The organism is Citrobacter sp. RHBSTW-00524 (assembly GCF_013747755.1).
Taxonomy (GTDB): Bacteria; Pseudomonadota; Gammaproteobacteria; order Enterobacterales; family Enterobacteriaceae; genus Citrobacter; species Citrobacter braakii.
The window spans coordinates 2,921,847-2,937,155 of sequence record NZ_CP056421.1 but is presented as its reverse complement, the minus strand read 5'-3'; the positions used below and the strand labels follow the sequence as shown (position 1 = coordinate 2,937,155).

The 15,309-nt window shown below is 49.6% G+C and carries 15 protein-coding genes; 10 read left to right on the top strand and 5 right to left on the bottom strand.

Going from position 1 to position 15,309, the window contains the following annotated elements; all coding sequences use genetic code 11:
- Window positions 1-55 precede the first annotated feature (55 nt).
- Entirely contained in the window at window positions 56-469 is a 414-nt protein-coding gene (gene msrB, locus HV229_RS14145; protein WP_181545687.1) for a peptide-methionine (R)-S-oxide reductase MsrB, read from the top strand.
- A gap of 42 nt (window positions 470-511) precedes the next feature.
- Entirely contained in the window at window positions 512-787 is a 276-nt protein-coding gene (locus HV229_RS14140; RefSeq protein ID WP_016152817.1) for a YeaC family protein, read from the top strand.
- 44 nt (window positions 788-831) lie between these two features.
- Here the strand turns inward: HV229_RS14140 and yajD are convergent, their stop codons facing one another.
- Both yajD and HV229_RS14130 read right to left on the bottom strand, forming a co-directional pair.
- Window positions 832-1,176 (bottom strand): HNH nuclease YajD, encoded by a 345-nt coding sequence (gene yajD, locus HV229_RS14135; protein ID WP_003832478.1) that lies wholly within the window; start codon window positions 1,174-1,176, stop codon window positions 832-834.
- Window positions 1,177-1,269: 93 nt separating this feature from the next.
- On the bottom strand, window positions 1,270-2,523 hold the full coding sequence (locus tag HV229_RS14130; protein ID WP_142417888.1) for a glycoside hydrolase family 18 protein: 1,254 nt from the start codon (window positions 2,521-2,523) through the stop codon (window positions 1,270-1,272).
- A gap of 294 nt (window positions 2,524-2,817) precedes the next feature.
- On the opposite strand from HV229_RS14130, the gene HV229_RS14125 reads away from it, so the two are divergent.
- The 8 genes from HV229_RS14125 (at window position 2,818) to HV229_RS14090 (ending at window position 11,562) form a co-directional block, all read left to right on the top strand.
- Window positions 2,818-3,894, top strand: coding sequence for a zinc-binding dehydrogenase (locus HV229_RS14125; protein ID WP_047358599.1), 1,077 nt, complete (start codon window positions 2,818-2,820; stop codon window positions 3,892-3,894).
- Between the two features lie 27 nt (window positions 3,895-3,921).
- Window positions 3,922-5,301, top strand: coding sequence for an MFS transporter (locus HV229_RS14120; RefSeq protein ID WP_016152820.1), 1,380 nt, complete (start codon window positions 3,922-3,924; stop codon window positions 5,299-5,301).
- 17 nt (window positions 5,302-5,318) lie between these two features.
- Window positions 5,319-6,362 (top strand): NAD(P)-dependent alcohol dehydrogenase, encoded by a 1,044-nt coding sequence (locus HV229_RS14115; RefSeq protein ID WP_047498905.1) that lies wholly within the window; start codon window positions 5,319-5,321, stop codon window positions 6,360-6,362.
- Between the two features lie 24 nt (window positions 6,363-6,386).
- A complete protein-coding gene (locus HV229_RS14110) occupies window positions 6,387-7,223 on the top strand; it encodes a ketose-bisphosphate aldolase (protein ID WP_016152822.1) in 837 nt (278 codons plus the stop codon).
- A gap of 4 nt (window positions 7,224-7,227) precedes the next feature.
- Complete coding sequence (locus HV229_RS14105) at window positions 7,228-8,175, top strand: sugar kinase (protein ID WP_181545686.1); 948 nt, start codon at window positions 7,228-7,230, stop codon at window positions 8,173-8,175.
- Window positions 8,176-8,184: 9 nt separating this feature from the next.
- On the top strand, window positions 8,185-9,168 hold the full coding sequence (locus tag HV229_RS14100; protein ID WP_181545685.1) for an aldo/keto reductase: 984 nt from the start codon (window positions 8,185-8,187) through the stop codon (window positions 9,166-9,168).
- 136 nt (window positions 9,169-9,304) lie between these two features.
- Window positions 9,305-10,063, top strand: a complete 759-nt coding sequence (locus HV229_RS14095; RefSeq protein ID WP_016152825.1) for a DeoR/GlpR family DNA-binding transcription regulator — start codon at window positions 9,305-9,307, stop codon at window positions 10,061-10,063.
- 140 nt (window positions 10,064-10,203) lie between these two features.
- Complete coding sequence (locus HV229_RS14090; protein WP_094761838.1) at window positions 10,204-11,562, top strand: MFS transporter; 1,359 nt, start codon at window positions 10,204-10,206, stop codon at window positions 11,560-11,562.
- Window positions 11,563-11,600: 38 nt separating this feature from the next.
- On the opposite strand, the gene pncA is transcribed toward HV229_RS14090, so the two are convergent.
- The 3 genes from pncA to sppA are packed head-to-tail and all read right to left on the bottom strand — an operon-like array spanning window position 11,601 to window position 15,182.
- Entirely contained in the window at window positions 11,601-12,245 is a 645-nt protein-coding gene (gene pncA, locus HV229_RS14085) for a bifunctional nicotinamidase/pyrazinamidase (protein WP_181545684.1), read from the bottom strand.
- Between the two features lie 8 nt (window positions 12,246-12,253).
- Window positions 12,254-13,270 (bottom strand): asparaginase, encoded by a 1,017-nt coding sequence (ansA, locus tag HV229_RS14080; RefSeq protein ID WP_016156311.1) that lies wholly within the window; start codon window positions 13,268-13,270, stop codon window positions 12,254-12,256.
- A 55-nt stretch (window positions 13,271-13,325) separates the two neighbouring features.
- Window positions 13,326-15,182 carry a signal peptide peptidase SppA gene (gene sppA, locus HV229_RS14075; RefSeq protein WP_181545683.1) on the bottom strand — a complete coding sequence of 619 codons (1,857 nt, stop codon included), beginning with the start codon at window positions 15,180-15,182 and terminating at the stop codon, window positions 13,326-13,328.
- Window positions 15,183-15,309 lie beyond the last annotated feature (127 nt).

Genomic DNA, 15,309 nt, shown 5'->3' with positions numbered 1-15,309 from the left:
GTTTTGTTAGAATCTGTCTCGCGATGTGAGTTTAGATAAAGCGAGATGTGAGCAAATGGCTAATCAACCTTCTCCAGAAGAACTAAAAAAAAATTTAACCGAAATGCAGTTCTACGTGACGCAGAATCACGGGACAGAACCGCCATTTACCGGGCGTTTGCTGCACAACAAGCGTGACGGAATCTACCACTGTTTGGTCTGTGACAAACCGCTATTTCGTTCCGAGACAAAATATGAATCTGGCTGCGGCTGGCCCAGCTTTTACGAGCCTGTCAGCGCAGAGGCTATCCGTTACATTAAAGATACTTCACACGGTATGCAGCGCATTGAAATCCGCTGTGGTAACTGTGATGCGCACCTGGGGCATGTCTTCCCGGATGGTCCGCAACCTACCGGTGAACGTTACTGCGTTAACTCAGCCTCTTTGAACTTCACCGATGGTGAAAACGGTGAGCAGACCAAAGGCTGAAGAAACGATTCAGCAAATTATTCTACGGAGAGTGGATTTAACATGAATCTTGATGAGATGATCAACAGCATGACGCCGGAAGTTTATCAGCGCTTATCAACTGCCGTTGAACTCGGAAAATGGCCGGATGGCGTGGCGCTAACGGCAGAACAAAAAGAGAACTGCTTACAGCTGGTGATGTTATGGCAGGCGCGAAACAATATTGACGCGCAGCATATGACGATTGATACCAACGGTGAGATGGTGATGAAGAGTAAGCAGCAGTTGAAAGTGGAGTTTGGTATTACGCCCGAACCCATTGCGACGTTTAAATCCTGATTACTCAGGCCCGGCAAACATCTATGTCGGGCCCGCAGTTGAAGTTATTTCTTGTTCATCATCGCCTTCAGATCGGCGAACGGATTATATTTCGCTTCGCCCACCGCTTTCTGCGCATCTTCGCCTGCAACCACCGTTGAACCATACTGGTCCGCTTCCGTGTATTTGGAATGTTCGTGATCGTGGCAGTACAGGCACAACATTTCCCAGTTGCTACCATCTTCCGGGTTATTGGAGTGATCGTGATCGATATGGTGTACCGTCAATTCGCGCAAATTTGAATACACGAACTCACGGGAACAACGTCCGCAGACCCAGGGGAAGAGTTTAAGCGCCTTTTCCCGGTAACCGACTTCCAGACGGGCGTAATTTTTAGGGATAAAAGCCATAAAGCTCATGCCTCCAGTAGAAAATGAAAAGCTGCGCCAAAAGCTGGCGCAGCAGAATGCGATAATCATAACCTATTGTGTCAGGCGTTGGGATCAGTGTTTGATGCCTAACGAATCGGCTAACTGCTTAGCCAACTGGTTTTGGTCATCCGCACCGTATTCCCAGAACATGGCGCCTCCCAGCCCCTTGCTCTTGATGTAGTCAGCCTTGATCGCTACCGAGCGCGGGTTTTCATAAGAGAGGGCAAAGAGCGCTTTTCCATCCACAGACTGCACTGACAGCCACGGTACTTTTGCTTCATCATCCCAATGCTGGCTAAAGCGCTTCTGCGGATCGTTGATCAATTTCGCCACGATATCGTTGTACTTCACATAGGTATCTTTGCTCAGATCGATGCCCAGTGATTTGAACAATTCAATTTGCGCGGGCTCGAAATAGGGCTGGGTAACAGGATTTTTCTGTGCGTCAGGTTTGCTCCAGTCAATGCCTGGCTCAACAGCGCGTTTCGGTACGCGACCATAAAAACCAATGCCCAGGTTCATCTGACTCGCTTTTAGACCGGCAGCAAGATAGTTGTTGACCACAAAATCAGCGCTGTACTTATCCGCCGCGGCGACTGTCGGCCATTGTGTCGAATCGTACAGGTTCGAGTTGAAATACTGCGTACCGTAAGCCATGTCATAGGTCATCAGGTTTATGTAGTCGAGCGATGGCGCAATGGCTTTCACATCCACCCAGCTTTTCGGGCTTTCCGCATTTGCGCCCACGGCGATAGTCAGTAGTTTTTTATGCCCCAATGCGGCGCGGAGCTCTTTTAACAGTGCGGTAAAGTTAGCTCGGTCGGCCGGTTGACTTTCGACCAGTCCCCAGGCGCCGTTGACCGGGTATTCCCAGTCGAGGTCGATGCCATCCAGTCCATATTTCGCAATTATCTCCTGAGCAGACTGAATAAACACCGCGCGCGATTCTTTCGTTGCTGCCGCGCCGGAGAATCCACGAGCCCCCCAACCACCGACGGAAAGCAATACTTTCAGGTTCGGATTCTGTTTACGCAGCTGTGGAATTTTCAGTAAATCATCCTGCACTTTCGGTGAAAGCCAAATCTGATGCAGCTTGCCGGCGTCTTTTAAGGCGTCATTGGTCTCGTCTTTTTCGTTGTTGTAGACAAGGCCAAACGAATAGTTGAGATGGGTTATCTGACGAACATCCAGTTTATTGATGTCACCACCAGGACCGGCAGTGACGTCGCCGCCACCATTGAAGTAGCCAACTGACATCAGTGAACTGGCGGAAACAACGCTGGCGCAAAGCAGGGGTAATGCTGCCAACAAAGGCAATAGTTTCATCGGTGTTCCTCTTTGACATTTAAACAAGCAAACACGCCACGGAAATGGCGTGGCGAAAAAAACAGCACCTGCAGGTTAACAGTTTCATAACAGGAAAAATGCGAAGGTGTTCACGTCATTTTAACCAAGCGGCTGCTGTGTCTTTGGCTTTCAATTCATTATGGCACTTATTTGTGATCTAAGTTGTGAAATGCAGATCATAATCTGTGTTTTAAAGATTTTGTGTTGACCTCAAAAATTATATGGATAAGTATGATGCCAGGTGATGCAAAACTAAACACAAAGGAAAATTCAATGAAAGCACTGGCAAGATTTGGCAAGAGCTTTGGCGGCTACAAGATGATTGATGTCCCGGAACCGATATGCGGCCCGGAAGACGTAGTGATTGAAATCAAGGCGGCAGCTATCTGCGGCGCGGACATGAAACACTACAATGTCGAAAGTGGGTCCGACCAGTTCAATTCGATTCGTGGTCACGAATTTGCCGGCCAAATTGTGCAGGTTGGCGATAAGGTTAAGGACTGGAAAGTCGGTCAGCGAGTGGTTTCTGACAACAGCGGGCACGTCTGCGGCGTTTGTCCGTCTTGCGAACAAGGTGATTTTCTTTGTTGTACAGAAAAGGTGAATTTAGGTCTGGATAACAATACCTGGGGAGGTGGGTTTTCGAAATACTGTCTGGTCCCTGGGGAGATCCTCAAAATTCACCGTCATGCGCTGTGGGAAATCCCAACAGGCGTTGATTATGAAGAGGCGGCTGTACTCGATCCCATCTGCAATGCCTACAAATCTATCGCCCAGCAATCCAAATTTCTTCCGGGTCAGGATGTGGTGGTTTTTGGTACCGGCCCGCTGGGGCTTTTTTCGGTACAAATGGCGCGCATTATGGGGGCCGTTAATATCGTGATGGTTGGGCTGGAAGACGATGTCGCGGTACGTTTCCCGATAGCCAAAGAAATGGGGGCCACGGCTGTCGTCAACGGTTCAACCGAAGATGTGGTCGCACGTTGTCAGGAGATCTGCGGGAAAGACAATCTGGGACTGGTCATCGAATGTTCCGGTGCCAATATAGCCCTGAAACAATCTATCGAAATGCTGCGTCCTAACGGTGAAGTCGTCCGCGTGGGGATGGGCTTCAAACCTCTCGATTTTTCTATTAACGACATCACTGCGTGGAATAAAAGCATCATTGGTCATATGGCCTACGATTCCACTTCCTGGCGCAATGCTATTCGCCTGCTCGCTAGCGGTGCGATAAAAGTCAAACCGATGATCACTCACCGTATCGGCTTATCGCAATGGCGAGAAGGTTTTGACGCGATGGTCGATAAGACCGCGATTAAGGTCATCATGACCTACGACTTTGATGAATAACCCCATTTATTAAAGGAAGGTTCCCGGATGGAACAGATAGCAAAACCACACTGCGGCGCGAGGTTGGACAGGCTGCCTGACTGTCGCTGGCATACGTCTATGTTTGCCATGGTTGCCTTCGGATTACTGGTTTGCTGGAGTAATGCCGTCGGCGGATTAATTCTCGCGCAATTAAAAGAACTTGGCTGGACTGATAATTCCACCACCGCCACATTCTCTGCCATTACGACGGCTGGAATGTTTCTCGGTGCGCTCGGTGGGGGAATTATTGGCGATAAGATCGGGCGTAAAAATGCATTTATTCTGTATGAAGCGATTCATATTTTTTCTATGATCGTTGGTGCGTTTTCACCCAATATGACCTTCCTGATCGCTTGTCGTTTTGTGATGGGAGTTGGATTAGGCGCGCTGCTGGTCACCTTATTTGCCGGGTTTACCGAATATATGCCTGGCAGAAATCGTGGTACCTGGTCGAGTCGGGTCTCGTTTATCGGCAACTGGTCTTATCCGCTCTGTTCACTGATCGCGATGGGGCTGACGCCACTTATCAGCGCGGAATGGAACTGGCGCGTACAGCTGTTGATTCCTGCGGTGCTGTCGCTCATAGCAACTGTTATTGCCTGGCGCAGTTTCCCTGAGTCGCCTCGCTGGCTGGAGTCTCGTGGGCGCTACCAGGAAGCCGAAAAGGTGATGCGGGCAATTGAAGAAGGTGTTATTCGACAGACCGGTAAGCCTCTTCCGCCAGTCGTGATAAAGGATGATGGCAAACAACCTCGTTCTGTACCGTACTCCGCCTTATTAACAGGGGTATTGCTGAAGCGGGTTATTTTGGGTTCTTTTGTTCTGATTGCCATGAACGTCGTTCAGTACACCTTAATTAACTGGCTACCGACAATATTTATGACCCAGGGTATTAATCTGAAAGACTCCATTGTCTTAAATACCATGAGCATGTTCGGTGCGCCATTTGGGATTTTTATCGCCATGCTGGTAATGGATAAAATTCCGAGAAAAACAATGGGGGTGGGGTTATTAGTGTTAATTGCTGTTCTGGGTTATATCTATTCGCTGCAAACCAGTATGCTGCTAATTACATTAATCGGCTTTTTCCTGATTACTTTTGTTTATATGTATGTTTGTTATGCCTCCGCTGTATACGTTCCGGAAATATGGCCGACCGAAGCGAAACTTCGCGGTTCGGGACTGGCCAACGCTGTCGGGCGTGTCAGTGGTATCGCCGCACCTTATGCAGTCGCAGTATTACTTAATGGTTACGGCGTGACAGGGGTGTTTGTACTGCTAGGTGCGGTCTCCATTATTGTCGCCATTGCCATTGCTACCATAGGAATTGAAACCAAAGGCGTCTCTGTCGAAAGTCTCGGGATTGATGCAGTTACCAGCAAATAATATTGACGGGAAATAAAATGAAAAACTCGAAAGCGATATTAAAAACGCCGGGCACGATGAAAATCATCGCCGCCGATATTCCGGTGCCCAATGAGCATGAAGTGCTGATCAAAGTTGAATACGTTGGGATTTGCGGTTCAGATGTTCACGGTTTTGAATCAGGTCCTTTTATTCCGCCGAAAGATCCTAATCAGGAAATTGGTTTGGGGCATGAATGCGCCGGTACGGTGGTGGCGGTAGGGAACCGTGTCACCAAATTTAAACCGGGTGATCGGGTGAATATTGAACCCGGTGTACCGTGCGGTCACTGCCGCTACTGCCTGGAAGGGAAATACAATATCTGCCCGGACGTCGATTTTATGGCTACGCAGCCCAACTACCGCGGCGCGCTAACCCACTATCTGTGTCATCCGGAGAGTTTCACTTACAAATTGCCCGATAACATGGACACCCTGGAAGGTGCGCTGGTGGAACCAGCGGCGGTGGGTATGCATGCTGCAATGCTGGCAGACGTTAAACCGGGTAAGAAAATCGTCATTCTTGGGGCGGGGTGTATTGGTTTAATGACTTTGCAGGCGTGTAAATGTTTGGGCGCAACCGAGATCGCGGTGGTTGATGTGCTGGAAAAACGTCTGGCGATGGCTGAACAACTCGGGGCGACAACCGTTATAAACGGTGCAAAAGAGGACACCATTGTCCGCTGCCAGCAGTTTTCTGGCGATATGGGCGCGGACATTGTTTTCGAAACTGCCGGTTCAGCCATAACCGTTAAGCAGGCGCCGTATCTGGTGATGCGCGGCGGGAAAATCATGATCGTTGGTACAGTACCTGGTGATTCCGCAATTAATTTCCTCAAAATTAACCGTGAAGTGTCTATTCAGACCGTTTTCCGTTACGCCAACCGCTATCCGGTTACTATTGAAGCCATATCCTCCGGTCGGTTCGATGTGAAATCGATGGTGACGCATATTTACGATTATGCAGATGTTCAGCGCGCGTTTGATGAATCCGTGAATAACAAAAGCGAAATTATTAAAGGCGTAATTAAAGTAAATCATTAATTTATCGGAAAGGGAGAAATAACTATGCTGGCAGATATTAAATATTGGGAAAATGATGCCCAAAATAAACATTATGCGATTGCTCACTTTAACGTGTGGAATGCGGAAATGCTAATGGGGGTGATTGATGCGGCGGAAGAATCGAAATCGCCGGTGATTATCTCTTTCGGTACTGGTTTTGTGGGTAATACCTCGTTCGAAGATTTTTCGCACATGATGGTTTCAATGGCTAAAAAGGCCTCGGTTCCAGTTATTACCCACTGGGATCACGGACGTAGCATGGAGATTATCCATAACGCCTGGACTCATGGTATGAATTCGCTGATGCGTGATGCCTCTGCCTTTGATTTCGAAGAGAATATTCGTCTGACAAAAGAGGCCGTGGATTTTTTCCATCCGCTGGGTGTGCCGGTCGAAGCTGAGCTGGGCCATGTGGGCAATGAAACGGTGTACGAAGAAGCGCTGGCGGGTTATCACTATACCGATCCGAACCAGGCGGCGGAATTTGTCGAGCGTACCGGCTGCGATTCTCTGGCGGTGGCGATTGGTAACCAGCACGGCGTCTATACCTCAGAGCCGAAACTGAATTTCGACGTGGTTAAACGCGTGCGGGAAGCCGTATCCGTGCCACTGGTGTTGCATGGTGCGTCGGGTATCAGCGATGCGGATATCAAAAAAGCCATTTCATTAGGTATCTCTAAAATCAACATTCATACCGAACTGTGCCAGGCTGCCATGGTGGCAGTGCAGGAGAACCAGAATCAGCCCTTCCTGCACGTTGAACGTGAAGTTCGCAAAGCGGTAAAAGAGCGCGCGCTGGAGAAAATTAAATTGTTTGGTTCTGACGGTAAAGCGGAATGACAACATGGATAATATCGAGGTTATTTGTATAGGGGCAGCTATTGTTGATATTCCCTTACAGCCGGTGAGTAAAAATATTTTTGATGTTGATTCTTATCCGTTAGAAAGAATAGCGATGACAACCGGCGGCGACGCAATTAATGAAGCGACTATTATTTCTCGTCTCGGTCATCGTACAGCGTTAATGAGCCGGGTAGGTGCTGATGCAGCAGGTCATTTTATTCTCGACCACTGTCGTCGGGAGAATATAGATATTCAGAGCCTGAAGCAGGATGCCGCAATTGATACATCTATTAACGTGGGATTAGTCACCGCCGATGGCGAGCGTACTTTCGTGACTAACCGTAACGGCAGCCTGTGGAAGCTGAATATCAGCGATGTTGATTTTGACCGCTTCTCTCAAGCAAAGCTGCTGTCGCTGGCGAGTATTTTTAATAGCCCGTTACTGGATAGCGATGCACTGACGGCAATTTTCGCTCAGGCGAAAGCGCATCGGTTAATTATCTGTGCGGATATGATAAAACCGCGGCTTAATGAAACACTGAAAGATATTCGACAGGCATTGAGCTACGTGGATTATCTGTTTCCTAATTTTGAGGAGGCCAAACTGCTCACCGGGAAAGAGACGCTGGAAGACATTGCCGACAGTTTCCTGAACTGCGGCGTGAAAACAGTCGTGATTAAGACCGGCAAGAGAGGTTGCTTTATCAAACGTGTCGATATGAAAATCGAGGTTCCAGCCGTTTCGGGAATTACCGCCATCGACACTATCGGCGCGGGAGACAATTTCGCCTCGGGATTTATTTCCGCGCTGCTTGAAGGCAAAACACTGCGTGAGTGCGCGCTGTTTGCTAATGCAACGGCGGCCATATCGGTTTTGAGCGTAGGGGCCACGACGGGTGTGAAGAACAGAAAGCTGGTTGAACAACTTCTCGATGAATATGAAGGATAATAGCGGCAGATGAAAATGATTCCTTTAGGCAGTACGGATATTACGCTTTCCCGCATGGGATTAGGCACATGGGCGATTGGCGGCGGTCCGGCGTGGAACGGCGATCTCGATCTGCAGGTCTGTATTGATACCATTGTTGAGGCGCATCGCTGCGGTATTAATTTGATTGATACCGCGCCAGGTTACAACTTCGGCAATAGTGAAGTGATTGTCGGGCAGGCGCTGAAAAAACTGCCGCGTAACGATATCGTTGTTGAAACCAAATGCGGCATCGTCTGGGAGCGAACAGGAAGTTTGTTTAACAAAGTGGGCGACCGGCAGTTGTATAAAAATCTCACACCCGAGTCGATTCGCGAAGAGGTGGATGCCAGTCTGCAAAGACTGGGTATTGAGAGCATTGATATCTACATGACCCACTGGCAGTCGGTCGAACCCTGTTTTACGCCGATTGCGGAAACCGTCGATACACTAAACGCACTCAAGAAAGAGGGGAGAATTCGTTCTATCGGTGCGGCTAACGTCGATGCGGAACATATCAGGGAGTATCTCAAACACGGTGAGCTGGATATCATCCAGGCCAAGTACAGCATCCTTGACCGGGCACTGGAAGCTGAACTGCTGCCGTTATGTCAGCAGCATGGCATCGTGGTGCAGGTATATTCACCGCTTGAGCAGGGTCTACTGACCGGAACTATTGATCGCGATTATGTCCCTGGCGGGGCGCGGGCCAACAAAGTCTGGTTCCAACGAGACAATATGCTACGGGTGATTGACATGCTTGAGCAATGGCGGCCGTTGTGCGAAAAATACCGCTGCACAATCCCCGCGCTGGCACTGGCGTGGATTTTAAAGCAAAGCGATTTAATCACCTTGCTGAGCGGCGCAACCGCACCTGAACAGGTCCGTGATAATGTTCAGGCGTTAACGATTCCCCTGACCGATGATGATTCTTTATTGATGAGGCGAATGGCTGAGGCGTTGGATACAAAATAAGCCAAATGGGGTTCACCTCTGTTTCTGTGTAAAATAGCACTAAAATCTGTGATTCAGACATGTTATTTTGAAAATAAACATGGCCTGTGAGATACTTGGGTCTTATTATTACTTTGCAGCAAACAGAGGTGTCATCGTGGCGGCAAAAGACAGGATTCAGGCCATTAAGCAAATGGTGGTGAATGATAAGAAAGTAGCGGTATCTAATTTAAGTTCGATCTTTCAGGTGACTGAAGAAACGATTCGCCGTGATCTGGAAAAACTGGAAGATGAAGGTTTTTTGACCCGAACATATGGCGGTGCTGTACTCAATACAACCGCGTTGTCCGACAATATCCATTTTTATAAGCGTGCAAAATCTTTTTTTGAAGAAAAGCAGATCATTGCCCGTAATGCATTACCGTTCATTAAAAATAAGACCACCATGGCTGCCGACGCCAGCAGTACCGCGATGGAATTATTGAAACTGTTGAAGGAAAGAAACGATCTGACGCTACTGACCAACTCGGCTGAAGCTTTTCATGAACTTGCACAGTCAGAAATTAACGTTGTTTCTACTGGCGGTGAATTAAATAAGAATACGCTGTCGCTTCAGGGAAGGATCACCAAGGAGATTATCAGCCGCTATCATGTTGATATCCTGGTGATGAGCTGCAAAGGTCTGGATATGCAGAGCGGAGCGCTTGATTCTAACGAAGCGGAAGCGGAAATCAAAAAGACGATGATCCGCCAGGCGACCGAGGTGGCTCTGTTGGTTGATCATTCTAAGTTCGATCGTAAAGCGTTCGTCCAGCTCGTGGACTTTAGCCATATTAATTACCTAATAACCAATAAGGCACCGGGTGCAGAGTGGATTGCATTTTGCAAAGAAAATAATATTCAACTCGTATATTAATTTTAACGTGGGTCGTGTCGATATTATTTTAGTTTGCACCTGGAAAATGCCATAAGAATCTAATGATGATGGATGGCGCGGTGAGATTTTTTCTGCCGCGATCGCCATACTTTCTATTTAGCTTAATTTGAGGCATCCAGATGGAACAATGTGACCCTATCGGTGCAAGATTAGATCGCTTGCCTTTATCTCGATTTCATTTTCGTATTTTCGGCATTATCAGTTTTAGTTTATTAGTCACCGGTTTTCTCAGCTATTCCGGGAATGTGGTGTTGGCAAAATTAGTCAGTACCGGTTGGTCAAATAATTACCTCAACGCCGCGTTTACCTCTGCTCTGATGTTTGGCTATTTTATTGGCTCACTAACCGGTGGCTTTATTGGTGATTATCTTGGTCGACGCAAAGCGTTCCGCTTCAATTTGCTGATCGTCGGGGTCTCTGCCTGTGCGGCAACGTTTGTGCCTAACATGTATTGGCTTATCTTTTTCCGCTTCCTAATGGGGAGCGGAATGGGAGCGCTGATTATGGTGGGCTATGCCTCATTTACTGAATTTATTCCGCCCGGGGTGCGTGGGAAGTGGTCTGCTCGCCTGTCGTTTGTCGGCAACTGGTCGCCGATGCTTTCAGCGGCGATTGGCGTTGTGATTATCGCCTTTCTAAGCTGGCGGATGATGTTTTTACTCGGTGGCATGGCGATGCTCTTAGCATGGTATCTGTCGGGAAAGTATTATATTGAATCTCCTCGTTGGCTGGCTGGCAAAGGAAAGAGAAACGAAGCTGAAAAACATCTTCTACAGGTGGAACTGCAAATTCAGAAAGAAAAAAACATCACTTTACCTCCCTGCCATAGCGATTGCCTGACGGCGGATATAAGCACGGAAAGTGATTCATTTTGGCTCTTGTTCAAAGGGCCGATGTTGCGTTGTACGCTGGTGGCAATCACCGTGCTTATCGCGATGAATATTTCGCTCTATACCATTACGGTATGGATCCCGACGATTTTTGTTAATTCGGGAATCGATGTGACGAAATCTATTTTTATGACCGCGATAATTATGATTGGCGCACCCGTTGGGATATTTATTGCCACACTGATTATTGATCGTTTTCCACGTCGATTGTTTGGTTCATTCTTGTTGATTATTATCGCGCTGCTCGGATATTTCTATTCGATTCAAACCGAAGAGTGGGCTATTTTGAGCTATGGGCTGGTGATGATCTTTTTTTTGTATATGTACGTGTGCTTTGCCTCTGCGGTATATGTCCCCGAACTGTGGCCCACACACCTTAGATTGCGGGGATCGGGCTTTGTGAATGCCGTGGGAAGAATTGTCGCAGTATTTACGCCCTATGGCGTCGCTATCTTGTTGACCCGCTACGGCTCGATTACGGTCTTTATCGTGCTAGGCATAATGCTGGTGCTGTGCGCGCTGATTCTTTTTTGCTTTGGCATCGAAACACGCAAAGTTTCGCTGGAAGAGATTTCGACACTGGCTTGAGATAACGTGCCGACAGGGGGGGATCCTGTCGACATCAATTAGCGATGGGTTTCCAGCCAGTCATCAAGCGTATACAGCGTTGCGCCCCCCGCCGCCATTTCCATAAACGCCTCTGCACTGTCCTGGGGTTGAATATTGACGCCACGGCAGCCGTCGGTAATAACGCTGACGGTATAACCAAGATCGAGCGCATCCAGAACGGTGAATTTAACGCAATAGTCGCTAGCCAGACCCATGATAATAAGCTCAGCAATACGGTGTTCGAGCAGCCAGGCGTTCAGCGCGGTTGCCTGACGACGACCGTTATCAAAAAACGCACTGTAACTGTCGACCAGCGGGTTCTCGCCCTTGGTGAAGGTTTTCGCTATTGCACGCTGGTTCAGCAGTGGATGCAGGGCCGCCCCTTCGCTGTTTTGCACGCAATGATCGGGCCAGAACGTTTGCGCCAGACCATCCAGTTGTCCCTGACTGTAGGGGGCGACCTGATGCTGGCTGGCAAAACTACCGTGATTAGCTGGATGCCAGTCCAGACTGGCAACAACCGTGTCGCCGCGTAGGGCGCACCAGTCAATCAGACGGTTGGCAATCTCGATTGTGCTGTCGCCTTGCGGAACAGCGAGAGCGCCGCCGGCACAAAAGTCATTTTGTAAATCGACCAACAGTAAGGCTCGGGCCATGGGCATAGACTCCTTTATTCGTCCGGGGTGAGCTCGCCGCGCAGATTTTGCGTCATAGCTTCACGAATGCTCTGCACATCCAGTCCCTGACTGAGTAAATAGTGCAATTTGGTGAGCGTGGCTTCGACGGTCATATCCGCGCCGCCAATCACGCCAGCGTGGGCGAGGGCATTACCCGTCGCGTAGCCACCCATGTTTACCTTGCCGGACATACACTGGGTCAGGTTCACCACCACAATGCCCCGCGAGCTCGCATCTTCAAGTTCTTGCAGAAACTCTTTATTTTGCGGTGCATTGCCCACGCCGTAGGAGCGCAAAATTAACGCTTTCACCGGCTGGCGCAGGAAGTTACGCACCACATCAGCGGAGATACCTGGATAAATGGTGACCACGCCAATCGGTTGTGGAGTAATAGGATGAACAATCAGTTCACCTGCGCCGTGCGGTGCTGGCGGTGTTCCCAGTCGACGGATGTGGATCCCGGCTTCCAGTAGCGGCGCAAGGTTGGGTGAGGCAAAGGCGTCAAAGCCATCGGCGTGCGCTTTAGTGGTACGGTTGCCGCGAAACAGTCGATTGTTGAAAAACAAGGTAACTTCATTGATCGGGTAATTTGCCGCAACGTACAGCGCATTGAGCAGGTTGATTTGCCCGTCTGAACGTAGCTCTGCCAGCGGAATTTGTGACCCTGTCACGATTACCGGTTTACCCAGGTTCTCCAACATAAAAGAGAGCGCTGAAGCCGTAAACGCCATGGTGTCGGTGCCGTGCAGAATGACAAAACCATCGTAATCGTCGTAGTGCGCTTTAATGTCTTCCGCAATATGCTGCCAGTCTTCCGGCGTCATGTCGGAGGAATCCATCAACGGGACGTATTCGTGGATGGTGAAGTCTGGCATCTCCGGGCGGTGGAATTCAGGCATCAATGCCAGTTGACGCTGGAGATGACCAGAAACAGGAATATAACCCTGTTCTGAGCGCTGCATACCAATGGTACCGCCGGTATAGGCAACGTAAATCGATTTCTTTTGCATGACTTTTCTTCTGTCTCAATGAAAACCCCTCTTCATCCCGAAGAGGGGGCAATTGTTAGCGAACGTTGGCGCAGGTCAGGCAAAACGCATATCGGTTTTGCGGATCGTTAAACGCGGCCAGCTTATCGCTTTCCGCTTTAACTGCACTGGCCGCAGAAGCAAGCGGTGCCGGGAGCATGGCCTGAATAGCTTCGGGCAGCATGGCGCGAACGGAGCCTGACATGCTGTCCATTACCATATCGACGAATGTCGGTTCATCCTGATAATACGCAATGTGCCACTGTTTCAGCTTGGCAAGCTCAGCCGCTTTCGCGATGGCGTCGTCAAAATCACCGAGGCTGTCTACCAGTCCGTTGGCTTTCGCATCCTGACCGGTCCAGACGTGACCCTGCGCGATTTTGTCAATCTGCTCAGGGGTTGTCTTACGTGCATCCGCGACCAGCGTGATAAAGCGCTTATAGCCATTTTCAATGCTCAATTGCATCATTTGCTGCACTTCAGGCGGTAACGCTTTGGTGATGGAGATATCCGCTAGCGGGGAAGTGGCCACGCCATCGGTATGTACACCAATGGAATCCAGGCTGTTTTCTACGGTGTTGATCACACCAAAGATCCCGATTGAACCGGTCAACGTGCTGGGGTTTGCCACAATGTAACTGGCTGGGGTGGAGATCCAGTAGCCACCGGAGGCCGCCATGCCACCCATAGACACGACAACCGGTTTACCCGCCGCTTTTGCCGCAGCCAGCTCAGCACGAATGACTTCCGAAGCGCTGACGCTGCCACCAGGACTGTTCACGCGCAGAACAATAGCTTTCACTTTCGGATCGAGACGCGCTTCGCGGATTTGTGCGGCAGTGGTGTCGCCCCCCACATTTCCTGGGGTTTCTTCACCGTCCATAATCGCGCCGTTCGCAAAGATAACGCCAATGCTGTCTCCGGTATCCGCCGGTGTTTTCAGCGAATAATCGTAATAGCTGACGGCGCGATAGTTTTTATCCGCTTTGCTCCAGCCAAACTGTTTGGTCAGCATTTTTTCGACTTCGGCGCTGGAGGCGAGTGCATCCACCAGTTTGTTGTCGAGCGCATATTTCGCCGTATCTCCATCGACCTTCGTCAAACCGTCCAGCATCGCCTGTGCGCCAGGGAACACCTGCTGAGCTGGGATCTGGCGGTTGGCGGCGACCGTGTCGAGATAGTTCTGCCACAGCTCGCCGATCCAGCGACTGTCGGCTTCACGCGCGGCAGGAGACATATCATCGCGGATAAACGGTTCTACGGCAGACTTATAGGTCCCGACGCGGAATACGTGCGTGGAAACTTTCAGCTTATCGAGCAGGGACTTGTAGTACAGACCGTTGGTGGCAAAGCCGTGCAGATCAACGGAACCCTGCGGAGAGAGGTAAATTTTGTTAGCAAAACTGGCGAGGTAATACTGCCCCTGGCTGAAGTTATCGCCCACGGCAAAGACCGGTTTACCGCTGTCGCGGAATTCCCGCAGTGCTTTGCCGATATACTGCATGGAAGGCTGGTCTGCCCCGGCAAAATTTTTCAGACCCATCACGATGCCGGTGATGTTGCGATCATCTTTTGCCTGGCGAATCGTATTCACGATATCGAACAGGGAGTTTTCCTGCAGACGATCGGAACTGGCGCCAAACAGCTGACGGCCAATAACGCTTAAACGACTGGTGCTCGAAGGCTTATCGACAATCACCCCGGAGATATCCAGCAGCAGCGCGCCTCGCTCAGCGTGTTCGCTGGTGTTGCTGCTGCTGACCTGCATCCAGATGCCCACGCCAACCAGCACCAAAAAGATGAAGAACAGGTTAAGCACAAATTCACGGACGAAATTGAGTAATCGCCATGTCCATTTAAAAAATCCGGCAATAAATCGCCACAGGGTTCGCATGTATTCTCCCTACCAATTAACAACACGCCACCCCGAAATCCCGGAGAAAGGCGATAAGATGAGGCTATCGTAATGACCCGACAGGCACTTGTCAGCAGGAATCACCGCCTGTGCTGTAACAAAATCC

Coding starts and splice junctions, on each gene's coding strand:
- msrB (WP_181545687.1), top strand. CDS start 56: ATGGCTAATCAACCTTCTCCAGAAGAACTAAAAAAAAATTTAACCGAA.
- HV229_RS14140 (WP_016152817.1), top strand. CDS start 512: ATGAATCTTGATGAGATGATCAACAGCATGACGCCGGAAGTTTATCAG.
- yajD (WP_003832478.1), bottom strand. CDS start 1,176: ATGGCTTTTATCCCTAAAAATTACGCCCGTCTGGAAGTCGGTTACCGG.
- HV229_RS14130 (WP_142417888.1), bottom strand. CDS start 2,523: ATGAAACTATTGCCTTTGTTGGCAGCATTACCCCTGCTTTGCGCCAGC.
- HV229_RS14125 (WP_047358599.1), top strand. CDS start 2,818: ATGAAAGCACTGGCAAGATTTGGCAAGAGCTTTGGCGGCTACAAGATG.
- HV229_RS14120 (WP_016152820.1), top strand. CDS start 3,922: ATGGAACAGATAGCAAAACCACACTGCGGCGCGAGGTTGGACAGGCTG.
- HV229_RS14115 (WP_047498905.1), top strand. CDS start 5,319: ATGAAAAACTCGAAAGCGATATTAAAAACGCCGGGCACGATGAAAATC.
- HV229_RS14110 (WP_016152822.1), top strand. CDS start 6,387: ATGCTGGCAGATATTAAATATTGGGAAAATGATGCCCAAAATAAACAT.
- HV229_RS14105 (WP_181545686.1), top strand. CDS start 7,228: ATGGATAATATCGAGGTTATTTGTATAGGGGCAGCTATTGTTGATATT.
- HV229_RS14100 (WP_181545685.1), top strand. CDS start 8,185: ATGAAAATGATTCCTTTAGGCAGTACGGATATTACGCTTTCCCGCATG.
- HV229_RS14090 (WP_094761838.1), top strand. CDS start 10,204: ATGGAACAATGTGACCCTATCGGTGCAAGATTAGATCGCTTGCCTTTA.
- pncA (WP_181545684.1), bottom strand. CDS start 12,245: ATGCCCATGGCCCGAGCCTTACTGTTGGTCGATTTACAAAATGACTTT.
- ansA (WP_016156311.1), bottom strand. CDS start 13,270: ATGCAAAAGAAATCGATTTACGTTGCCTATACCGGCGGTACCATTGGT.
- sppA (WP_181545683.1), bottom strand. CDS start 15,182: ATGCGAACCCTGTGGCGATTTATTGCCGGATTTTTTAAATGGACATGG.